The organism is Pseudodesulfovibrio senegalensis, from assembly GCF_008830225.1.
Taxonomy (GTDB): Bacteria; Desulfobacterota; Desulfovibrionia; order Desulfovibrionales; family Desulfovibrionaceae; genus Pseudodesulfovibrio; species Pseudodesulfovibrio senegalensis.
The window spans coordinates 142,946-164,140 of sequence record NZ_WAIE01000007.1; the positions used below are offsets into that span (position 1 = coordinate 142,946).

A 21,195-nucleotide genomic window follows, 5' to 3' on the forward strand; every position below is an offset into this window, starting at 1 on the left:
GGGGCCCCAACCATGTATGGTTTCACACCGTACAAACCACAACCGGATACGGTTTCATGCAAAAAATTCCTATTGATCTCGCCCGTCCGGGCATGATGCTGGCCAAGCCGGTGGCTCGTGAAAACGGCATTACCGTCATGGCCGAGGGCATGGAGCTGTCTCAGGCTCTCATTGATCGTTTGCAGAGTATGAAGATCGAGAGGATTGTCGTGCAAGGGCATCCTGTGGACATGGGCGGGGCCTTGGGCGGTACCAAGTTTTCCGAGCGTCTTGATCGTTTGCCGCATCTTTTTCGCGTCTATGACAATGACAAGTGGATGATGATGGTTTTAAACCGGTTGCAGAGCTATTTCAGGATCAAGGCTGCAGCTCAGGCAGCTCGTGAAAAGGCCCTTGCAAAGGCTGGCCAGAGCGATGACGAGATCGAGGCAGCCAGTGTCAATGGTGACGCGGCCCACCCAAACGGAGACGAGGCATAGATGGAAGACCTCAAGACCAGTGTCAAGGGTCAGGTGCTGGCTATTCAGGATTTGCCTACATTGCCGGGGGTGCTCGACGAAGTCACCAAGCTCGTGGAGAACCCTGAGACGTCCACCGAAGAAATCGCCAACGTCATCGGCAAGGATCAGGTCCTTTCGGCCAAGGTCCTCAAGATGGTCAATTCACCCATTTATGGTTTTCCCGGTCGGATCAGCTCCATCCAGCACGGTCTTGTGCTGCTTGGGTTCAATGTTATTCGCGGCATCATCATTTCCACTTCGGTCTTCGACATGATGGTTCAGGCAATGCAGGGGCTTTGGGAACACAGCATCGGCGTTGCAACGGCTTCCAACATCGTTGCCCGGCGTGCCGGATTTGATGATCCCGAGGAATATGCCGTGGCCGGATTGTTGCACGATTTGGGCAAGGTGGTCACCGCCGTACAGCTGCCTGAACTGCACGAAAGCATATTGAACACAGCCAAGGAAAAGAATCTCAGTTATTACAAGGCGGAAAAGCACGTCCTTGGATTTGCCCACGACAGAATCAATGCATGGCTCGCACGCCATTGGCATCTGCCGGGCAATATCCGGGAGGCCATGAGCCGCCATCACAGTCCACATATGGCCGAGTTGTACAAATCTACAGCCTGTGTCGTGCATCTGGGAGATTTCATGGTCCGGCTGTTCGAGTTCGGCAACTCCGGTGACGATCAGACCGCGTATCTGCGGCCCGAGGCCATGAAAGAGTTGGGGTTCAAGATGAGCGACCTTGAGCGATGTATGGATGAGCTGGCCGATCAGCTTCTCGATGTATCCGACATGAGCTTTTGATAGCGCCTTCCTGCTTTGACGTATTGCATGCCCGGTGATAGAAATCGTGCATGAATACCACTGATCCGGCCCCCTGTTTCGTCCGCAAGCAGCGCGCCTTTCTTCTCTCAGACGATTCCGCGCTTCGTGACATGCTGTTGTCCATGTGGAGCAGCGACTGGATCGAATTTACTGTTTTTGAACGGGGTCGCGGAGCGATTGAGTATTTATTCAATGATCCTCCGGATTTGCTTGTCGTGGATAATCGTCTGTCGGACATTTCGGGAGCGGAGATCGCCAATCTGGTCAAGAGCGAAAACGTGTATCGCCAGTTGCCAGTGGTTCTGGTGCTCGACCACGACGACATGGGCTCTCCGTGGGATTGGGCTTCTGTGGAAGTGGACGACTTTCTTGTTCGTCCTTTTTCCGATTCCGAGGCCCGGGACAGGATCAATCTGACATTGTGCCGGGCAACCCGTGCCATGGATGCCAATCCGTTGACCAAATTGCCGGGCAATACGTCCATTATCCAGCGCATCCAGTCGCTCATCGACAAGGAGCAGGATTTTGCTCTGGCATATTGTGACCTCGACTATTTCAAGTCTTTCAATGACAAGTATGGCTTTTCCCGTGGCGATGAAATTCTGATGATGACTGCCCGGGTCATCGTCAATACCATCAAGAGCTTCGGCGGGTCGGGGAATTTTGTTGGGCATGTGGGCGGTGACGACTATGTGTTCATCATGTCCCCCGACGAGGTGGAGCAGGCGTGTCAGCGCATCATTGCCACGTTCGATGCCATCGTGCCCAATTTCTACGATGCCTCGGACCGCAAGCTGGGCAAGATCGTTTCCAAGGACCGGCAGGGGCTTGTTCGCGAATTTCCGATCATGGCCGTTTCCATTGCCGTGGTTTTCAATATTGATGGCCGTCTGAAGCATTTTGGTGAAGCGTCCGCAATTGCCATGAGTCTGAAGAAAAAAGCCAAGGAAAACCCCGAGAGCTGCTATGTCCTCGACCGTCGGAACTGAGCGGATACCGGAATTGGTGCAGGCATTTCTGGCCTATCTGGATGTTGAAAAGGGGTATTCTGCGGCCACGGTTCGTTCCTATGGGACCGATCTCGACCAGTTCGATACCTTTCTCAGAACACGACGGCGTTCACTTGAGCGGCCTGATCGCGTGAGCAAGGACCTGATACGCGCCTTTCTGGCGAACCTGCATCGGCGGGGCGTGGCCAAGAGTACCATGGCCCGCAAGCTCTCCAGTCTGCGTTCGTTCTTTCGCTTTCTGCTCAAGAATGATCTGCTGCAAACCGATCCCACCACCGGAGTGCGCAACCCCAAACAGGAAAAGCATCACCCCAAGGCTTTGAATGTGGACCAGGCTCTTTCACTCATGGAGGCGGCGGTCACTCCGGACCCGGAAGGGCTGCGTGACCTTGCCCTGGCCGAGTTGCTTTATGGCTCGGGGCTGCGTATATCCGAGGCCGTTTCTGTGAACGTGTACGACATCGATTCGGGGATGGTCCGCGTATTGGGCAAGGGCAACAAGGAACGAATCGTTCCGGTCAGCTCCAAATGCGAGGCGCGGGTGCGCGCGTGGCTGGGCCAGCGTCATGCGTTTGAACCGGCTCCGCAAGAACAGGCCTTGTTCATCGGCGTGCGGGGCAAGCGCCTGAACCGGCGGGAGGCCAATCGGGCATTGGCGCGTCTGGCCAGTGCAGCAGGTCTTCCCCGTGACGTGCATCCCCACATGTTGCGGCATAGTTTTGCCACCCACATGTTGGAAGCAGGAGCGGATTTGCGGAGTGTGCAGGAATTGCTCGGCCATGAGCGGCTTACCACTACGCAGCGGTATACGCACTTGGATTTGCAGAAGATAATGGAAATTTACGACAAGGCGCATCCTCGTGCCGAGGACGCGGATCATAAGAACAGGTAAATGGAGACAGGAATGGACAATCCCCTCGTGCTCATGGAAACCCCCATGGGCGAAATCCTCGTGGAATTGTATGCGGACAAGGCACCGAAGACCGTTGAGAATTTTCTTTCTTACGTTGATGACGGATTTTATGAAGGAACCTTGTTTCACCGGGTCATCAAGGGCTTCATGATTCAAGGCGGTGGCCTTGAGTTTTCCATGGCCGAGAAGGAAACCGGACCCGCCATCGAGAACGAGGCCGACAACGGTCTGAAGAACCTGAAGGGCACTCTGGCTGTTGCGCGTACGGCTGATCCGCACAGCGGAGCCGCACAGTTTTTCATCAACGTGGCCGACAATGCCGACCTTGACCACACGGAAAAGACCGATGATGGGTGGGGATATTGCGTTTTCGGCGAAGTCAGCGACGGCATGGACGTGGTTGAGAAGATCGCCAAGTCCAAGACCAGAAGTTATCAGGGATTCGACGATGTGCCCGTTGATCCCGTTTCCATCATTGCGGCTTATCGTTTTGAATAGAGTTCTCGCAACATTGCCGCAACGCATGTAAAGGCAAGCAAAAAGCCCCGGACTGTTTTTGGCAGTCCGGGGCTTTTCCGTGGTCTGATTATTTGTTTTGCTTTTCTTCCGAGTCGCGGAAGGCGTCAAATTCCTCCCTGAGGGAGTTCATGAGCTCCTTGACCGTGACGATCTTGTCCACAAGGTAGGCATTGGCTCCGGCAAAGGCGAAGCCGTGTTTCAGCTTGCCTCTGTAAGCGTTCACCAACGCCTGCGCAATGCAGTAGGGCGAGTTTTCCTCGGCGCAACTGTGCAGGCATTTGTGGATGCACTTCTTGGGTTTTTTCATGCCGTCGGAAACCGCTTCAAGGAAGCTGTTCATGATGGCGCGGCCCGGCATGCCCACAGGGCTTTTGATGATGGTCACGTCTTCTTTCTTGGCGTTGATGTAAGCCTCCTTGAAGGCGATGTCCGCATCGCATTCCTCGGTGGCCACAAAGCGGGTTCCCATCTGTACACCCGCGGCTCCCATGTTCAGAAAACGTCCGATGTCGCTTCCGGTGTAGACGCCGCCAGCGGCAATGACCGGAATTTTTCTTCCATGCTTGTCCTCAAAGGGCTTCACGCTTTCAATCACGTCGCCGACGATCTTTTCGAGCTGGTGGTCCGGGTCTTCTATTTCCTCGGGCTTGAAGCCGAGATGGCCGCCGGCCTTGGGACCTTCCACAACGAATCCGTCCGGAAGGTAGTCGAACCGGGAGAGCCATTTGCGGCAAAGGATGTTGGAGGCCCGGCCTGAAGACACGATAGGCACGAGCTTGGTCTTGAGGTCCTGCTTGAGGTCCTCGGATGCTTCCCTGAGGTACTTGGGCAGGTCTAGCGGCAGGCCCGCGCCCGAGAAAATCACGTCCACTTTTTCCTTGACCGAGGTGGAAACGAGATCCTTGAAGTTGGTCAGGGCGCACATGATGTTGACGCCCAGCAGGCCGTCCACCATTTTTTCGCGCGCCTTGCGGATTTCTTCGGTCAGTGCGCGGATGTCGGCACCATTGGGGTCCTTGGCGCGCTTGGGGTCGCGCATGCCGATCATGGAAGTGGCGATGACGCCCACGCCGCCTTCGTTGGCAACGGCGGAAGCCAGACCGGACAGGGAAATACCCACGCCCATGCCGCCTTGGATTATGGGGACCCGGGCAGCCAGGTCACCGAATTTCAAACTGGGTAATTTCATTATTATAACCTCACTCCTGAGAAATGTGCAGGGACGATACTCCAGGTGCAACGAAAGTCAATACCCTCAGACCGGAAAGCGTGTCAAACGATCGTTTAAATGTTCATATGTTCATTCACGACCATTCGGGCAAAGCTCATGGCGCTGGTAAAGGCCGGGGAGATGGAGTTGAGAACATGCAGGCTGGTTCGGCCTTGCTCCACAAGAAAGTCCATGACCAGTTCGTGGTTGCGCATGTCCACCAGTTGTGGACGGATGCCGGATTTGGGGCTTGCTTCGATATCATCGGGGTCAAGGTGGCGCACCAATTTCCGGGCATCTTCAAAAAAGTATTTGAACATGTATTTGCGTGGTTCTTCCAGGGCCACTCCCCGGAATTTTGGGTTGCGCAAAAACATTTGCGCATCACGCATCAGGATGGCCGGGAGTTCTTTGTCCATTCCCTTGAGGATTCCGTAGTTCTCGCGCCCCAGCGCCGGGATGGCGGTGGGGCCGAGGTATACGTCGCCGTGAACGCTGCGCGTGAAATGGATGCCCAAAAACGGGTTCTTGATGTTGGGGACCGGGTAGATGCTGCCGCGAATACGGTCGGCCGCGTGTTTTTTGAGCGTTTTGTAAATGCCCTTGAATGGAATGAGACGGTAGTTGCGGCCAATGCCGAAGGCATGGGCAACAGTGTCGCTGTAAGCCCCGGCAGCGTTGATGAACAGGCCGTATTCCAGACTGCCATTGTCCGTGAACACGAATCCGTCACCCGCATCGGTGAACCGGGTGCCGAACATGAAGCGCACCCCCGTGTCTTCGAGTTCTTTGCGCAGGGCCAGCAGAATTGCCTTGGGGTCCACCACGGCGGTTAGTGGAGAATGCAGCGCCTTGCCGGCGGTTTTTGCCTCCGGTTCCAGCTCGCGCAGAGTCTGTTCGTCCACCACGCTTACCTGTGCGCCGTTGGCTGTTGCACGGCGTTTCAGTTCCAGCAGGGTGGGGATTTCGGATTCGTCCCGGGCCACCACGACCTTACCTGTTTCCAGCAGGGGAAGTTGGCGTTGCCTGCAGTATTCCCGCATGAGTAGGTTGCCCTCAAAGCACATGCGTGCCTTGAGCGTGCCCGGGTCATAATAGATGCCCGCGTGCAACACACCGCTGTTACGGCCCGAGGCGTGTTTGCCGGGGGCCGCCTCCTTGTCGAAAATCAGGATGTTTTTATGCCCGCGGGAAACCAGTTCGCGGGCAATGCTCAGCCCCACGATGCCCGCGCCGCAGATGACGAAATCCGCATTGCTCATGACCGCCTCCGGGTCAGCAGCTTGAATCCGCTTGTGGGGTCGGTGGCGCGCATCATGCCGGAATCAAGGATTTCCACGATCACGAATTCACCCACAAGCCATGTGTCCACGCCCGGGCGGATGCAGCCTGTCCGGCACTTCTGTCCGCGTCCCATTGTGGCGTGCATGTGCAGGACTGGGGCGCCCTTCTCGTCGCGAAAAAGGGTTCCCACGGCGGCGGCTTCGTGCGCTCCGGTAATTTTTTGCAGGACGGGGGTGATGGTTTTTCCGTGCGGGTCTTCGGGGCCAACCACAATGGAGCCGCTCCCGATGCCGCCAAGCAACAGGCAGAATGCGGATTCGATGTTCTGCTGGCTGGCGAAATCCTCCACGCATTCGGGCAGTCTGTCGCCGTCTTCAAGACGCAGGGTGAAAATGCGGCCCATCCGGCCTTCGCTGTATTGCATGATCGTGCTCCTTATCGTCCGCAGATTCGTTTGAAATCACACCAATCGCACAGGCTGCTGGGTGTGGCGGGAAAGACCGTTGCGTCATGGATGTGTGTGACCAGAAAATATATCAGTTGGGGAATCTGGTCTTCGATGATCTCCCGCATTTCCTCTCGTTCCCATTTGTCCGGGAAAAGCGTTTTTTCCCTGCCCGTGTCCTTGAGGTCCACCAATGCGGCGTTCACAGCCCGGTCGGCCTGTTTCCCGTGTTCATAGAGGTGGAGGTAGGCAGGAAGCTGTACGCTTTGCATCGATTTTGCCAGATCGGGCAAAAGAGCGGTGTCAGCCGGGTCACTGTCGTTCATGCGTTGCCACAACTCATCGTCGGACCAGAACTTTTCTCCGGGCTTTTTGAGATTTCCGGTCTTGTAGTCCAAAATGCGGATGTCCAGGTCGCGCTGGTCGACCCTGTCTACCGTTCCCCGCAGGGGGATTACGGTTTTTTGCACGGTGATTTCGGCCGTGAGTTCGGTTTCCAACCCGAGGATGGTGGTTGGCTCCTGCTGGGCTTGCAGATGGCGTTCCAGGCGATAACGTCCGGTATGCGCAAGTGCGGTTTTGCCGTCGTAGGGCAGGGTTTGGTATAGTTCGCTTTCCTTGAGCCGTTTTTCATACAGGGCAAGCAGGGACGTTGCGTCCAGTTCCGCAGGAATGATCCGGCGGTTCATGTGGCCGGAAAAGAATTCCCGGAGCACCTCGTGCACCAGCGTTCCGAGTTCGGCCGGATCGGCTTCTTCCGTGATTTCCGTGATGGGGCGCAACCGGGCAAGCGTGCCCAGAAAGAAGCGTTTGGGGCAGTGCAGGTAAGTGTCGATTTTGGAAGGGGTCAGCCCCTTGTTTTCAAGATGATCGTGCAGTGCAGCACGGATGTCTTCGGTCACGGCAATGTCACCGGGATTGTGTGGCACCGGGCCGGATTTGATGTTGACCGGCAGGATTTCCGGGTCGCCGGTATTGATGACGTCACCTTTGGCCTTCTCCATTTCCCAAAGCAGTTGCTCCACGAACCGGGATCGGATGCTTTTGCCGTCCAGCAGGCCGGGTTGGATGCCGCTCTGGTAGAAGATCACGGTCTGGTCCGCGCCCATGACCAGCCGGTAGAAGTTGTAGGCGGCCACATTGTCCCGCTCGCGCGAGTCGGGCAGACCCAACAGCCCGCGCATGGGGTCGGGCAGCAGCGGGTCCGCCGCATTGGTTCCGGGCAGGCGTTCCTCCACGGCATCCAGCAGGAACAGCCGCTTGAAATGCAGAAGGCGTGTTTCCAGCACGCCGAGCACTTGCAGGCCGGTAATGGGGTCCGGTTCAAAGGAAACCCGTTCCTGTTGCATGAGTTTGCGCAATATGGACGTCAGCACCGGCAGCGAAAACTCGGCGTTGCTGCTGAGCGGGGCCTTGAGTTCGGGAATCACGGAGCTTGCCAGGCGGTAGAGACATTCGGCATCGATGAGGAAATTCTTCCATATGTTCGGACCGTTGGCGTGCAGCATGGTCACAAGGTCGTTGAGAGCGTCCGCAAGTTCCGAAAGTGTCGAGATGTTCTCGAAATTTTCCAGACAGGTGCGCATCACTTCCCGGCGCAACGGTTCGCAGCGTTCCTCGGCAATGTTTTCCAGCGGCTTGATGCCGTATGCTGGCACCCAGTCTTCAGGACGAACATAGGGTTCTCCCTGCCGCATGGAGGCTTCCCACACGAACAGCACTCGACGGTAATCCGGGCTGGTTTGGTCCCCCAGCATTTTTATGTATGGATGCCGTATGAGGTTGACCATGTCCTTCCAATGGTAGCGGCCGTCATCAAGCCGGTTTTCTCGCAGGGTGACAATGGTCTCCACCAGACGGGCCAGAGAGGTTCGCTCCAGCGGATAGCCCATGGATATGTTCACGTCCTCGTCCGGCAGATGGTGCAGTACAGGCATGAGCGCCCCGGCATCCGGTAGGACGATGGCCGTATTTTCATGGGTTTTGTTGGCGTCTTTTGTCGAGACGAGCTCTTCCTTGAGGGCAGCCAGCTGGGAGTGGCGGTCAAAACCTTCTCGGAAGCGAACGCCTTTGATGAGCGGACGGGAAACCGGTTCTGCCAGTAGTCGCGTCTGCGCCTGCCAGTTGCGAAGCCAGTGGCGGTGTTCGGTGGCCGCCCAATGGCCATGGCCGCCGTGGGCAAGGTCCGGGTCCGTGTGCCAACACACGTCGAGAATGTTATGTTGCCATAATGCTCTGAAAAGTGCGTCTTCGGCTCCACTCAGAGCGTAGAATCCCGCAGCGATCAGCGGTTTGTTCTGATGTGCGCTGATAATATCATTGGTATGTTCGGCTGCGAAACAGCAGTCCACCCCCGGTGTGGTCCAGCCATGTGCGTGCAGGGCTTCGACGTAGGCGTTGAATATGGAACGCAGTTGCTCGAGCAGGGCCGCGGCGTAGTCAGCCACCTCGTGCTCCATGTAGGCAAGGTCCGCAGGCTCCATGTTGTGGCGGAGCAATTCTTCCATGAGTTTTGCCAGCTCAAGGCCCCACGGCAGAAATGTTTCGCGTTCCATTTGCGGCAGGGTGGCGAGAAGCCCGTGTCCTTGTTGGCGCAGTCCCCGGACGATGCCGTACAGCAGTTCGGCCTGGTCCAGCCGCTTGGCCTGCATCAGCGGCGCATGGCCCAGTTCTGACCGCAGGCCGCCGATGAAGTCCGCCACCGAGGTCATGGTGGGCATGAAGCAGGGGCGCGGCAGGTCCGGGTGCTCGCTCAGGTATCGCTTGAGATATTGGCGCGGGCGGCGGTGCGTGAAGATGACCGTCGCCTGCTGAAAGTCTTCGCGTTGGACCAGCCAGTCCCCAAGCGCGGTGATGAAGTCGTTTTGCCACGGTATCATGTGGATCGGGTTCATCGATCACTCCCCCCTTGCGTCGGCGACCGGTTCGACTTCGTGCAGGTCCAGATAGACCAGTACCCCGGACCGTTTTTGCGGCACGCTGTCCATGTTCGCCAGCAGGTCCAGATAGCGTATGACCTGATCATGGTGCTCGGGGTATTTGTGCCCGGTCTTGAATTCCACGACCACGGCCATGTCTTCATCCATGTACAGGTGGTCCACACGGTGGAATTTGCCGTCGTTGTCCATTATTTCGGGTTCGCTGTTCCCTCGGGCCAGCCATGTGCGCAATTGCGCATTATCCAACGCCCAGCGCAGCATGGTCGAGATGTCTCGTTCAAGGTCGTCGAGCGTTTCCCGTGGCAATCCGGCAAGGGCCGGAAAGTCGTGCATGGCCATTTTCAGCGCCCGGTTCGTGTCCGTTTCGTCGTTGCCGGTCACACGCAGGTGTTCCATGGCCCGGTGCGCCACCTCGCCACGCAACCGTTCGGAAAACAGGCATTCTTCAATGGTGTGGCGATAGACCCGCAGTCTGGGCAGCCAGCTCATGAGTTCGGGCGGCTTCTTGCGCGGTGGTATGGTTGTGTGGCCTGTTTCGGGTTGGTCTTTTTTTGTCTGCACTTTGGTGCCGGGGCGCTGTCCGTATTCGGTGATGCCGTTCTTGTCCGGGGAAAGGAAAAGGTTCATGGCCTCAAGGGCCGCTCGCATTTTGCTCATTTCTTCCGGGTAGATGCCGTAAAGTTCCTCGCCCGCGCGGGTCCAGGCCACGTATAGGGTGTTGAGCTGTTCGCGCACGGCCTGGGCCATGTTGGCGTGGTAAGGCTTGCCCACGTCCTTCACCAGCGGTGCGAGCATGTGCGTTCCGTGGTGGTTGCGTACAAGGTAGTCTGCGTTTTTCTGCACCTCCCAGTGATGGAAGGGAACCACCACCACCGGGAATTCCAGCCCCTTGGATTTGTGGATGGTCATGATGCGCACGGCATCCACGTTTTCCGGCAGGGGGACCTTTTCCTGTTCCGAGTTTTCGTTCCAGAAATCAAGAAACGTGGACAGGGACCCATGTCCGTTTTCCTCGGCCAGATGAATGACTTCAAGGAAACGCTTCAGATACAGCTGGTCGCCGGGATGCCGCTCTTCAACATGGTAGGCGGCATTGATGTCCTGCATGAGGTCGTAGGGCGTCATGACACCGGCCTTGTTGTAGAACGGCTTGATGCACAGTTCCCATTGGCGCGGGTAGTCCTGCGCCAGCCGCACGTCCAGCGGGCGTTTGTCCGGACGCGCCAGCCATGCATGGATTTCGTCGCGGTCCAGACCGCTTTCCGCAAGGAACAGTTCCTCGCCCATGACGAATTCGGCCAGAGCAAGTTCATTGCGGGGATAATCCAGAAATTCGAGCAGCGCGGTTGCCTGCCGGATGATGGGATGTCTGTCCAGCCGCAAGCTGCTTTCAGTGATGACAGGCACGCCCATGTCTACCAGCAGGTCACAGACCAATGCGCCGTGGTTGCCGGAACGAACCAGTACGGCCACGTCGCCGTATGACCTTCGGCTCAAAATTTCCTGCATGGTTTTTTTCAGGGCATTCAGGGTTGCCTCTTCGATTTCGTCTTTTTTTTCGCCGTGGATTCGTTCGAAGCGGACATAACCGTGCGTTTCGGCGTGGGGCGGAGCAATGCCCTGCGCACTGGAACTGAAGTCCCGGCGCAACTGGGACGCAAACGAGTCGGTAAAGTCCACGGAGACTTCGGGGAAGAGATTGTTAGCCAATTCAACGGGCGGTTCATCCGCTTCGAAGTTGCGGAAAAAAGTGTTGTTGAATTCCACGATGGCACGGTGGCTGCGCCAGTTGTCGGGCAGGGTTTCGAGCCGGATGTCGCTGGCAATGGCCGAAAGTTCGGGGATTTTCGGCAGTTCGTCAAAAAGATCGGCGTCCCCGCCGCGCCAGCCGTAAATGGCCTGCTTGACGTCCCCCACGTAGAAGAGGCTGCCGCCCTTGGCCAGGCATTCCTCGGCAAGTGGTTGCATGGCCTGCCATTGGGCGCGGCTGGTGTCCTGAAATTCGTCAATGAGCAGGTGGTGCAGGCGGCCGCCCAGACGGCAGAATGCTTCCGGCACCATGGGGCCGTCCAGCAGCCTGTTCACGTAGCCGGGCAGGGCCGAATTGGGGATGATGCCTTTTAGCCGCTCGATTTTTTCAAGCATGCCCAGCACGGTTTTGGCCATGACCACGGCCGGAGCCAGATTGTGCGCTCCCCGGATGAGCGCTCCTTCCTGCCTGTAGTTTTGCACTCCCTGTTTGAGCGCGGCATAGAGAGCCTCGCCTGCGCCGTCCACCTTGTCCTTGCCCGCTTTGTTTATGCAGTCGCACAGGGAGTCCTTGCACAGGAGTTTTGATTCGGGAATTGTGTCGAACAGGTCGAGGACCGCAAGCTTTTCCAACGCATTGATGAAATTCTTGCTGGCCGGAAGCCCTGTTGTTTCAAGGTGTTTTTGCATTGCCGTGACGTGCACCTTCATGGCTGCGTTGGCAGCGGCGAGCATGTCCAGCAGTTTCTGCTGGTCCGTTTCAATCCGTTGCTGTTCGGCTTCGGGCAGTCCGCGCAAAAAGGTCATGATGGCCTTGAGCCGTTCCCTGATGGGCAGCACCAGTTGAAATCCCTTTTTCGATTCGGCCCTGAGCAACGTGATGATTGCTGTGGCGAGCTGGTCTTGCTCCGGGCCTCCGGATTCGCAGAGTGCAATGAAGCGGTCATAGGCGGCATCGAAGAGTTCCTGTTCGTCAAGAGCGATGTCGAAGTCCGGGCGGATCCCTAACTCCAGGGCGAACAGGCGCATGAGCATATTCAACAGGCTATCGATGGTGCGGATGTTCAGGCGTTGGTAGCGGCGCAGTATGGCCTGCAGTTTCTTTTCGTCGTTGCGGATGGAGTGTCCCGGAATCCCGGCCCTGTCCCCTTTGCCCAGTGCGCCCGATTTCAGGGAGCCGACCACGCGTTCCTTCATTTCCGCAGCGGCTTTGTTGGTGAAGGTTGCGGCCAGTATTTCCGGCCATGAATAGCCCTGCGGGCTGCGACCTGCGCAGGAAAAGCTGTGTTGGTCGCTACCGGAGCCGTCCAACAGCGAGAGAAAACGTCGTGTGAGCTGGTAGGTTTTTCCCGAGCCTGCCGAGGCCTTGACTTGCTTGAGTTCGGACATGGATCAATCCATTTGGGTTTTTCGGGTTGCGGGCCTGCCCCCGCCCATGACCACGATCAGCACTGCCGCGATGATCAGCGTGCTACCGCCGTATCCCCAGACGCCGAAGCTTTCACCGAAAAGCGTGAAGGCCATGATTGAGGCCACCACGGGTTCAAGTGTGGCGATTACGGCCGCGTGTGTGGCGTCCAGGCGTTTGAGCCCTGCGTAATAGGCTGAAAATGCGCCGTAGGAGGTCACGGCCGCCATACTCGCAAGCAACATCCATGTTTGTGGCGTTTTGGGGGCGAAGTGTACGAAGGGCAACAGGAAGAGGGCACCGAAAGGCAGGGCGTATACAAAGATGGTGGGCGTTGCATAGCGGTGCAGAATTTTTTTGCCGAAGATGTAGTAGAGTGCGTAGGTCAGACCAGCGACAAGGCCGGCGGCAAGGCCGAATTTGTCGAGTCGCACGGCGGGGCCGTCGTCAAACAGGCTTGGCCCGAGGCTGATGCAGGCCACGCCGCCGATGGTCATGGCCACGCAGGCGATTTTGGATGGAGTCAATGCTTCACCCAGAACAAGCCGGGAAAGGAAGGCCACCCATGCCGGAGCCGTGTACAGCAGCACGGCGGCAAGGGCCACGCCCACATCGCGGATGGCCAGCTGGTAGGATGCGTAGAACAGCGTCACGCAGATGAATCCGAAGCCGACCAGGATGGTCAGGTCGACGGTTTTCACTTTCAACTGTTTTTTGGCTGTTGCGTGAATGAGAAAAAGAACCCAGGCGAATGCAGCTCGCCAGAAAGCTATTTCAAGAGCCGAGACACCGTCTTTCAGAATGTATTTCGTGAAGATACCGATGATGCCCCACATGAAGGCTGCCGCCAGAACGTAGCACAGACCGCGAACGTCCATCTAGTTGTCCTTTTTCGTGGAGAGTGTGGGTACGGAGAATGAACAGGGCATGCGGGCTCCTGGATAGTTGTTTCAATTGTGTCCGGTAGATGTAGGAGTTTTTCATTCCTGCGTCAAAACCATTAAGTGCTTGCGGTTGGTCTTGGTGGCTCGTTATGGTCTGCTCATGAGCGACATGACGCAAACTGTTTTGCCGGAATACGATGCCGCGCGGCTGGATCGGTTCCTGAGAGTGCTTTTGCCGGAAGCCGGACTGCGGCACCGTCGCAGGCTGTGCGAGGATGGCCGTGTGCTCGTGAACGGAATCGTGCGTGGTCCGTCGTTCAAGGTGCGTCCCGGTCAGGATGTGGAACTTATGGATCATGATTCCGGTGCGCAGAACCACGATGTGCGCATTGTTGGCCGTTGTGATGGATTCGCCGCAGTCTTTAAACCGCACGGCATGCATTCTGCGGTGATTGCCGGACGTGAAGACGGCACGGTCGAAGCGATGCTTCCCGATCTGTTTCCTGCGGAAAACCCCGTGTTGCTGAATCGTCTGGACGGTCCCACGTCGGGTATTGTGCTGGTGGCCCTGAATCGGGACGCGCGGTTACAATACGAGCGGGCGCAAGAGGCAGGAGAGTTGCGTAAATATTACTATGCCCGGGTTCAGGGGCGCATGATGCAATCCACCGTGGTCAGGGACCGGCTGGACATGGCCAACCGCAAGAAGACGCGTCTGACGGATGACGTTGATCCGGACAGTGCCCGCTGGACTGAGGTGGAGCCCATTGAATGCGGCATGGAGGCGGACAGTACTTTGGTGCGGTGTCTGATTCGTCGGGGTGCGCGCCATCAGATCCGTGCGCATCTGTCCGGGACCGGTCACCCCATCGTGGGGGATGTCCTGTATGGCGGGCCGGAGGCATCGCGTCTGTTTCTGCATCATTATTTTGTGGAGGGACCGGGGTTTTCCTTTGTGGTCGACGACGATTTTTCCTAGATGGATTGCCATGCAAAAGCCCCCGTCATCGGTGGATGGCGGGGGATTTTTTGTCGTTGCGGCGCGCTATTTCTTTTTGTTGAGCGCTTCCTGAATCTTGTCACCCAGCAGGCCGAATCCGCCGGAAGAGGCGGTGTCCTGCTTTTTGGGCTGGAACTGCTTCCACTCGTCGCCGTCGCGTTCGTCGCCGGTGCTTAGGGAAATCTTGCGCTCGCCCGCCTTGACCTGTCCGATGGTCACGGTCACGGTGTCGCCGGGATTCAGCTTGTCGAATTCCTTGGCTTTTTCCGAACGTGCCAGCACGGACTTGGGCAACAGGCCGGTGATGCCCGGCTCCAGATTGATGAAGATGCCGAACTGTTCGCGTTTTTCCACGGTTCCCTGAACCGTCTGTCCGGTCGCGTATTTTTCTTCAACGTCCATCCACGGGTCGCCTTCCGCATCCTTCATGGACAGGGAAATGCGGCGCTTGTCCAGATCAATGCCTTTGATCTGCACGGATACGGTGTCACCTTCGGCCACCATGTCGGACGGCTTGTGCACGCGTTTGGTGTAGCTCATCTCCGAAACATGGACCAGACCGTCCACACCCGGGGCTATCTGCACGAAGGCGCCGAAGTCCGCGAGCCGGACCACTTTTCCGGTGACCTTGTCGCCTTCGGCAAAGGTGGCGGCCACCGTGTCCCACGGGTCCTGAGCCAGTTCCTTCATGGACAGGGATATTTTGAGGTTGCCGGATTTTTCATGGGTTTCGATGCCCAGCACCTTGGCCTGCACCTTCTGGCCCACGGAAACGGCTTCTTCCGGGTGCTGCACGCGGGCATAGCCCAGAGCGGAGATATGCACCAGTCCTTCGACGCCGGGACGGAGCTCCACGAACGCGCCGAACGGGGCCAGCTTGCAGATGGTGCCTTCCACGGTGTCGCCCACGTTGACATCCTTGAGGAATTCCTCGGTGGCGGCCTGTGCTTCGCGCTCCATAATGGCCCGGCGCGAGACAACGATGTTGCGGCCGTTCTGTTCCAGTTTGGTGATCAAAAATTCGAAGGTCTGCCCGACATAGGGTTCGGTATCTTCCACGAAACGGTTGTCGATCTGGCTGACCGGACAGAATGCCCGGCGCTGCATGACCATGACGTTGAAGCCACCCTTGCAGGTGCCGCTGACTTTGCCTTCCACGGGCAGGCTGCTGGCCTTGGCTTCTTCCAGCATCTTGAGGCCGCCGATGCCCGAAAGGGCGCGGGAAAGCTTGATGCCGCTCGAATCGATGCCCACGACGTAGAGTTCGACGGTGTCGCCTTCGGCCACGGTGATGTTGCCTTCGTCGTCGAGCAGTTCGGCGCGCTCCACGATGCCGTCCAGCTTGGAGCCTGCGTCCACGAACACGGATGTTTCTCCTATGGAGATTACCGCGCCGGAGACTTTGTCGCCAACCTGAAGGTTGTCGTTTCCGCCTTCGCTGTACTGTTCGAAGAGTTCTGCAAAGCTCTCTTCGCCTTCGCCCTGGCCGTTGGTCTTGTTGATGTCTTCGGACATGATCTCGTTTCCGGGTAAATGGTTAGGAGGCGAGCAGCGCCTTGGCAAAGTCCTTGCCGTTGAACGGGCGAAGGTCTTCCATTTTCTCTCCCAGCCCAACATAGGTGATGGGCACCTGATATTGCAGGCTCACGGCCACGACGACTCCGCCCTTGGCGGTTCCGTCCAGCTTGGTGAGCACTATTTCATCCACTCCCACGGCTTCGTGGAAGAGCTTGGTTTGCGAAAGCGCGTTCTGGCCGGTGGTGGCGTCGATGACCAGCAGGGAACGGTGCGGTGCGCCCTCATGCTTCTTGCCCAGAACCCGGCGTATTTTTTTGAGTTCTTCCATGAGATTGACCTTGGTGTGCAGACGGCCTGCCGTGTCGAGCAGCAGCAGGTCGTAGCCTTCGGCCACGCATTTTTCCATGGCCTCGTAGGCCACGGCCGCCGGGTCGGAGCCTTCGTCCTTGGAAAAGAATCCGCAGTCCAGACGTTTGGCCCACACGGCCAGTTGGTCGATGGCCGCGGCCCGAAACGTGTCGCCCGCGGCAATGAGCACTTTTTTGCCCTGCATCTGTGCGCGGTGCGCCAGCTTGGCGATGGTCGTGGTCTTGCCCACGCCGTTCACGCCCACCATCATGACCACTTCCGGCGGGTTGACGGCCTGAATTCTCGGGCCGATCTTGAAGATTTCTTCCAGTTCGTCGCGCAGGATGTCCTTGAAGTCTTCAGGGTTGTCCGTGTCTGCCTTGCGCGCGCGTTCCTTGAGGTTGTCCATCAGGCGCGAGGCCGCTTCCATGCCCACGTCCGCCATGATCAGGATTTCCTCGAATTCCTCCCAGAAATCCTCATCCATGGAACTGTGCGAGGCCAGAAGGCCGTCGATGCGTTTGGTGATCTGTTCCTTGGTTTTGGATATGCCTTCGGAGAGCTTGAGGAACAGGCGGTCCCGCTCGTCTTCTTCGTCCTCGAGGTCCAAAGCCAGCGTGAGGCGGTATTGCAGTTCCGAGCGGAATTCGGGCACGTTTTCGTAGCCCATTTCATCCAGCCATTTGGCAAAGCGGTCGATGAAATCCTTGGATTCCGTTTCGGGCGCGTCAAGCGCGGAAAAGAGAAAGGCAAGGCGTTCCCAGAGTTGGTCTCCGGCCGTGTCCACGCCGTCCAGAACCGCGTTCAGCCATTCGGACAACCTGGGTTCCGCCTGACGCAGGGCCAGAGTCAGTTCCTTTTGCCAGTCCTGACCTGGTTGCGTCGCAGGTTGCGCTTCGGACGGTTGTTCCCGCTGTTCCGGTTCTGCGGAAGGAGGCGGCGTTGCGCCCGTATCTTTCAGGTATTGGTCCACGGCCTGCTGGGCCGCGTCTTCCGGGCTTTGCCAGAATTTCTTGACTTTGGAAAAGAATCCCATGGGTGTATTTACCTCGTTGCTGCTTAACTCTCGCCCGGAGGGTATATATCACGCGCTCGCGCGACGCAACAGTTGCGACGGCGTTGCCATTTTGTTTCGAAGTGGCTAGAAGAGCCAAAAAAACCTTAAAGGGGCTTTTTATGCAACGCACCAAAATAAAGGACGCCTTGGCCGCAACACAGGCCATGGACGAGATTGTCATCAAGGGATGGGTCCGAACCAAGAGGGATTCCAAGGGATTTTCCTTTGTGGAGATCAATGACGGCTCCTGCCTGCAGAATATTCAGGCGATCGTGGATCATACCCCGGAAATCGAGGCGACCCTGGCCGACGTGGGCACGGGCGCGGCCGTGGGTATTACCGGCTCATTGGTGGAGTCGCCGGGCAAGGGACAGAAGTGGGAGGTTCGCGGAACTGCCATTGAACTGATCGGCACTGCGGATCAGGAAACTTTTCCGTTGCAGAAAAAGCGGCATACTGATGAATTTTTGCGCGGCATCGCGCACCTTCGCCCGCGCACCAACAAGTACGGAGCCATGTTCCGCATCCGCTCCGCATTGGCGCAGGGCGTGCACAAGTTTTTTGCCGAGCGCGGATTTTTCTATGTGCACACACCCATCCTGACCGGCTCGGACTGCGAAGGCGCGGGCGAAATGTTCCGGGTCACCAGCCTTGAACACGGCAGTCAGGCTCCCGTTGAGCAGGATTTTTTCGGCCGCCCCGCGCATCTGACCGTTTCCGGCCAGCTTGAGGCCGAGATGTTCTCGTTGGCTCTCGGCGACGTATATACCTTTGGTCCCACGTTCCGGGCCGAGAACTCCAATACCCCGCGCCACGTGGCCGAGTTCTGGATGATCGAGCCGGAAATGGCCTTCGTTGATCTGGCCGGGGACATGGATTTCGGTGAGGAGATGATCAAGTATCTGGTGGCCCATGTGCTGGATACCTGTGCCTCGGACGTGGAGCTTTTTGCCAAGTGGGTAGACAAATCCCTCATGCCCACGCTGGAAACCGTGTTGAACAGGGAGTTCGTGCGCCTGCCGTATACCGAGGCCGTGGACATCCTGATCAAGAGCAACAAGAAGTTCGATTATCCCGTGGAATGGGGCATTGATTTGCAGACCGAGCACGAGCGGTTCCTGTGCGAGGAAAAATTCAAGCAGCCCCTGTATGTGTACGATTATCCCAAGAGCATCAAGCCGTTCTACATGCGGGTCAATGACGACGACAGGACCGTGGCCGCCATGGATTGCCTTGTGCCGCGCATCGGCGAGATCATCGGCGGTTCCCAGCGCGAGGAACGCATGGACGTGCTGCTGGCGCGCATGAAGGAAATGGATCTGCCCGAAGACCATTACTGGTGGTATGTGGATTCGCGGCGGTTCGGTTCGGTGCCGCATTCCGGGTTCGGGCTCGGGTTCGAGCGTCTGCTCATGCTGGTGACCGGGGTGAGCAACATCCGCGACGCCATGCCGTTTCCGAGGACGCCCAACAATCTGGATTTTTAGTCTTCCGAAAAGAGAAAGGAAAGGCCCGGACAAACCGGGCCTTTTTTATACATGTTGAAAAAAGTGGGTACTATTTGTTGGACCCACTTTTTTTGATAATCGACCAAGGGTGGTTTAATAGGCATGTTGTCCCCAAACTGTATCCTTGGAGGGAGTATCGATGAAGAAGAAATTGGTTTTGGCACTGTTCTTATTGTGCATGACGTGCGGCACATCCATTGCCGCAGAGATCAGTAATTCTGAAGAATGGTACCGTATGAACAAGTCAACGGTCGTTTGGGAGCAGGCTGCAGCCGTCGGTTACATAACTGCGATGTGCGATTCAGTGATTCGGCTTGGTGTTATTCCCAATAATATTCAATTGTCTTACGGTACCTATGCAGACCTGCTAATGGATTATCTCAACAATAATCCCGCACACTTTGCTGACGAGACCTTTGTGAACTTCGTCCGGATGCTGAAACACAAAGACTTCATTGCTGGGGACGACAAAGCTATTCTGGGTGCGATGGCGTGGATCAGGAAACAGTAGATGTGATCAAGTCGCAATCAAACAACCTAGGAAAATGAAGAACCCCTGTCTGCATAGCAAACAGGGGGTTCTGTTCTGTTTTAGGCGTTTTCGTCAACACTTATGGAGAGAACCGGGCCTTTTTTATTTGATGGGCACGAAGAGCATGGTCCGCAGCTCCTGCGGCGGCGTGGTTTCCGGGTCATTCATGTATTGTTCGAAGGAGGCACGCGCGCAGTCGTACTGATGTCCGCTGTGCGGCAGCCATGTCTTCAGGATTTCCCGCCAACTATCCCCGAGGGTTTCATATGGGCCGACATGCAGCGCAACCGCGCATTGCCCGGCCGGTATTGTTCCAAGTTGCACATTGCCTTCGGTTTCGGGTGTTTCCCGCAGCGTGATGCAGGCGTCGTAGCGCAGGTCCTGTTCCGGTGTCTGTTCCGGGTCGTCGTGGCCGATGCCGAAAAATAGCGTTTCCGGGGTCAGCAGCCCTTTGGGCATGGCCCATGCACACAACTCATCCCAGGCCGTTTTGCAGTCCATGTACGGGCCGGTGTGGCGCACGTATGCGATTGAATGGGTGCCGGTCATTTTGATGTCCACATTCATGGTATCTCCTTTGTTTAAGCGAGGGGAACGTATATGTCGGTCACAAGTTCTTCCGCACTTACCTGTTCTAGGGTGTTGCGGTATATTTCAAGGCTCGGTTGATCCGGCACGTCCCGCCCGGATGCGGGCAGCCACTGCCACATCATTTGGGTGTAGGTTTCTTCCATCTTTTCGTATGGGCCATAGTGGGTTGCCGTCAGATATTCGCAGGCCGGCAGTTCTTTTATGGTCACGTCGTTTTCCGGACCAATGCCTTTCGGTATGGTGATGCAGGCGTCATAGCGGATTTTGTTTTCGGGTGTGATGGTCGGATCATCGTAGCAGATACCCAGAAACAAGGTGTCCTCTCGCAGAACGTTATTGCCCTGCGCCCATGCGCAGAGTCGTTCCCACGCGGCCGTGCATTCGAAGTAGGGCCCGGTGTGCCGTATGTAGGCGACCCGTTGGGGACCGAAATCCGTCGTGCCCAATTTCAGGGGTTTTTCGTTACGGACTGGATCCTCAATGGAAAGTTGGGTCCCGGGACTGTAGTGGATGCCGGACGGGGTTTCCGGGAAAAGAAAGCGTTGATTCGTTTTCCTGAATTTCGAGGGAGCCTGACCGAACATCTTTCTGAAGGCGCGGCTGAATGATTCGAGCGTTTCATAGCCTGCGTCAAAGGCTATGCCCGTCACCTGCGCATCGCCATAGGCAAGTTGCACGGCGGCCCGCTCCAGACGAAGGCGGCGGATGTGCTCGCCCAGTGTTTCTCCGACCATGCCTTTGAATATGCGGTGAAAGTGCGAGAGCGAAAAGCAGGCGCGCGCTGCAACCTGTTCCGGGTCGATGGCCTGATCCAGTGAGGCCTGAATATAGCAGAGCGCGTCGCTCATGCGTTGATGCAGTGTGAGTTGCTGTTGCACGGTTGCTCCTGTTTGCTTGTGCGCCTTTTTAGCCCCGGGCGTGCGCTTTTGCCTGACGGTTTTTATCA

General features: G+C 57.1%; 18 protein-coding genes. 8 read left to right on the top strand and 10 right to left on the bottom strand.

What is annotated here, in order from left to right; all coding sequences use genetic code 11:
- Positions 1–56 precede the first annotated feature (56 nt).
- Genes F8A88_RS14100 through F8A88_RS14120 form a run of 5 tightly spaced genes read left to right on the top strand, consistent with a single transcriptional unit; the run spans position 57 to position 3,755 of the window.
- Positions 57–479, top strand: coding sequence for a hypothetical protein (locus tag F8A88_RS14100; RefSeq protein ID WP_194163290.1), 423 nt, complete (start codon positions 57–59; stop codon positions 477–479).
- Positions 480–1,313 carry an HDOD domain-containing protein gene (locus F8A88_RS14105; protein ID WP_151151815.1) on the top strand — a complete coding sequence of 278 codons (834 nt, stop codon included), beginning with the start codon at positions 480–482 and terminating at the stop codon, positions 1,311–1,313. It abuts the gene before it with no gap.
- Positions 1,314–1,363: 50 nt separating this feature from the next.
- Positions 1,364–2,323 (top strand): GGDEF domain-containing protein, encoded by a 960-nt coding sequence (locus tag F8A88_RS14110; protein ID WP_151151816.1) that lies wholly within the window; start codon positions 1,364–1,366, stop codon positions 2,321–2,323.
- Positions 2,301–3,236: a tyrosine recombinase XerC gene (gene xerC, locus F8A88_RS14115; protein ID WP_151151817.1), complete on the top strand. Its 936-nt coding sequence runs from the start codon at positions 2,301–2,303 to the stop codon at positions 3,234–3,236. Before F8A88_RS14110 ends, xerC begins: the two co-directional genes overlap by 23 nt.
- A gap of 12 nt (positions 3,237–3,248) precedes the next feature.
- On the top strand, positions 3,249–3,755 hold the full coding sequence (locus F8A88_RS14120) for a peptidylprolyl isomerase (protein ID WP_151151818.1): 507 nt from the start codon (positions 3,249–3,251) through the stop codon (positions 3,753–3,755).
- Between the two features lie 88 nt (positions 3,756–3,843).
- On the opposite strand, the gene F8A88_RS14125 is transcribed toward F8A88_RS14120, so the two are convergent.
- The 6 genes from F8A88_RS14125 to F8A88_RS14150 form a co-directional block, all read right to left on the bottom strand.
- Positions 3,844–4,965, bottom strand: coding sequence for an NAD(P)H-dependent flavin oxidoreductase (locus F8A88_RS14125; RefSeq protein ID WP_151151819.1), 1,122 nt, complete (start codon positions 4,963–4,965; stop codon positions 3,844–3,846).
- 95 nt (positions 4,966–5,060) lie between these two features.
- Positions 5,061–6,248, bottom strand: a complete 1,188-nt coding sequence (lhgO, locus tag F8A88_RS14130; RefSeq protein ID WP_151151820.1) for an L-2-hydroxyglutarate oxidase — start codon at positions 6,246–6,248, stop codon at positions 5,061–5,063.
- Positions 6,245–6,694, bottom strand: a complete 450-nt coding sequence (locus F8A88_RS14135) for a PPC domain-containing DNA-binding protein (RefSeq protein ID WP_151151821.1) — start codon at positions 6,692–6,694, stop codon at positions 6,245–6,247. The genes lhgO and F8A88_RS14135 overlap by 4 nt, the downstream gene beginning before the upstream one ends.
- An 11-nt stretch (positions 6,695–6,705) precedes the next feature.
- A complete protein-coding gene (locus F8A88_RS14140; protein WP_151151822.1) occupies positions 6,706–9,609 on the bottom strand; it encodes a PD-(D/E)XK nuclease family protein in 2,904 nt (967 codons plus the stop codon).
- Between the two features lie 3 nt (positions 9,610–9,612).
- Positions 9,613–12,792 carry a UvrD-helicase domain-containing protein gene (locus F8A88_RS14145; RefSeq protein WP_151151823.1) on the bottom strand — a complete coding sequence of 1,060 codons (3,180 nt, stop codon included), beginning with the start codon at positions 12,790–12,792 and terminating at the stop codon, positions 9,613–9,615.
- Between the two features lie 3 nt (positions 12,793–12,795).
- Entirely contained in the window at positions 12,796–13,689 is an 894-nt protein-coding gene (locus F8A88_RS14150; protein ID WP_151151824.1) for a DMT family transporter, read from the bottom strand.
- Positions 13,690–13,864: 175 nt separating this feature from the next.
- Between F8A88_RS14150 and F8A88_RS14155 the strand changes: the two genes are divergently transcribed.
- On the top strand, positions 13,865–14,674 hold the full coding sequence (locus tag F8A88_RS14155) for an RluA family pseudouridine synthase (protein ID WP_241667471.1): 810 nt from the start codon (positions 13,865–13,867) through the stop codon (positions 14,672–14,674).
- Between the two features lie 66 nt (positions 14,675–14,740).
- Here F8A88_RS14155 and F8A88_RS14160 read toward each other — a convergent pair whose 3' ends face one another.
- Both F8A88_RS14160 and ftsY read right to left on the bottom strand, forming a co-directional pair.
- Entirely contained in the window at positions 14,741–16,210 is a 1,470-nt protein-coding gene (locus F8A88_RS14160; protein WP_151151825.1) for a 30S ribosomal protein S1, read from the bottom strand.
- Positions 16,211–16,232: 22 nt separating this feature from the next.
- Entirely contained in the window at positions 16,233–17,597 is a 1,365-nt protein-coding gene (ftsY, locus tag F8A88_RS14165; RefSeq protein WP_151151826.1) for a signal recognition particle-docking protein FtsY, read from the bottom strand.
- A gap of 140 nt (positions 17,598–17,737) precedes the next feature.
- Between ftsY and asnS the strand changes: the two genes are divergently transcribed.
- Positions 17,738–19,105 (top strand): asparagine--tRNA ligase, encoded by a 1,368-nt coding sequence (gene asnS / locus F8A88_RS14170; protein WP_151151827.1) that lies wholly within the window; start codon positions 17,738–17,740, stop codon positions 19,103–19,105.
- 160 nt (positions 19,106–19,265) lie between these two features.
- Positions 19,266–19,637: a hypothetical protein gene (locus tag F8A88_RS14175; RefSeq protein ID WP_151151828.1), complete on the top strand. Its 372-nt coding sequence runs from the start codon at positions 19,266–19,268 to the stop codon at positions 19,635–19,637.
- A 123-nt stretch (positions 19,638–19,760) separates the two neighbouring features.
- Here the strand turns inward: F8A88_RS14175 and F8A88_RS14180 are convergent, their stop codons facing one another.
- Positions 19,761–20,225: an AraC family transcriptional regulator gene (locus F8A88_RS14180; RefSeq protein ID WP_151151829.1), complete on the bottom strand. Its 465-nt coding sequence runs from the start codon at positions 20,223–20,225 to the stop codon at positions 19,761–19,763.
- A gap of 14 nt (positions 20,226–20,239) precedes the next feature.
- Entirely contained in the window at positions 20,240–21,127 is an 888-nt protein-coding gene (locus F8A88_RS14185; RefSeq protein ID WP_161598431.1) for an AraC family transcriptional regulator, read from the bottom strand.
- Positions 21,128–21,195: the final 68 nt, after the last annotated feature.

What these genes read in the sequence shown, in the direction of transcription:
- F8A88_RS14125 (WP_151151819.1), bottom strand. Translation starts at nt 4,965, where the DNA reads ATGAAATTACCCAGTTTGAAATTCGGTGACCTGGCTGCCCGGGTCCCC.
- F8A88_RS14120 (WP_151151818.1), top strand. Translation starts at nt 3,249, where the DNA reads ATGGACAATCCCCTCGTGCTCATGGAAACCCCCATGGGCGAAATCCTC.
- F8A88_RS14155 (WP_241667471.1), top strand. Translation starts at nt 13,865, where the DNA reads ATGACGCAAACTGTTTTGCCGGAATACGATGCCGCGCGGCTGGATCGG.
- F8A88_RS14160 (WP_151151825.1), bottom strand. Translation starts at nt 16,210, where the DNA reads ATGTCCGAAGACATCAACAAGACCAACGGCCAGGGCGAAGGCGAAGAG.
- F8A88_RS14100 (WP_194163290.1), top strand. Translation starts at nt 57, where the DNA reads ATGCAAAAAATTCCTATTGATCTCGCCCGTCCGGGCATGATGCTGGCC.
- xerC (WP_151151817.1), top strand. Translation starts at nt 2,301, where the DNA reads ATGTCCTCGACCGTCGGAACTGAGCGGATACCGGAATTGGTGCAGGCA.
- lhgO (WP_151151820.1), bottom strand. Translation starts at nt 6,248, where the DNA reads ATGAGCAATGCGGATTTCGTCATCTGCGGCGCGGGCATCGTGGGGCTG.
- F8A88_RS14150 (WP_151151824.1), bottom strand. Translation starts at nt 13,689, where the DNA reads ATGGACGTTCGCGGTCTGTGCTACGTTCTGGCGGCAGCCTTCATGTGG.
- F8A88_RS14140 (WP_151151822.1), bottom strand. Translation starts at nt 9,609, where the DNA reads ATGAACCCGATCCACATGATACCGTGGCAAAACGACTTCATCACCGCG.
- F8A88_RS14135 (WP_151151821.1), bottom strand. Translation starts at nt 6,694, where the DNA reads ATGCAATACAGCGAAGGCCGGATGGGCCGCATTTTCACCCTGCGTCTT.
- F8A88_RS14180 (WP_151151829.1), bottom strand. Translation starts at nt 20,225, where the DNA reads ATGAATGTGGACATCAAAATGACCGGCACCCATTCAATCGCATACGTG.
- asnS (WP_151151827.1), top strand. Translation starts at nt 17,738, where the DNA reads ATGCAACGCACCAAAATAAAGGACGCCTTGGCCGCAACACAGGCCATG.
- F8A88_RS14145 (WP_151151823.1), bottom strand. Translation starts at nt 12,792, where the DNA reads ATGTCCGAACTCAAGCAAGTCAAGGCCTCGGCAGGCTCGGGAAAAACC.
- F8A88_RS14175 (WP_151151828.1), top strand. Translation starts at nt 19,266, where the DNA reads ATGAAGAAGAAATTGGTTTTGGCACTGTTCTTATTGTGCATGACGTGC.
- F8A88_RS14105 (WP_151151815.1), top strand. Translation starts at nt 480, where the DNA reads ATGGAAGACCTCAAGACCAGTGTCAAGGGTCAGGTGCTGGCTATTCAG.
- ftsY (WP_151151826.1), bottom strand. Translation starts at nt 17,597, where the DNA reads ATGGGATTCTTTTCCAAAGTCAAGAAATTCTGGCAAAGCCCGGAAGAC.
- F8A88_RS14110 (WP_151151816.1), top strand. Translation starts at nt 1,364, where the DNA reads ATGAATACCACTGATCCGGCCCCCTGTTTCGTCCGCAAGCAGCGCGCC.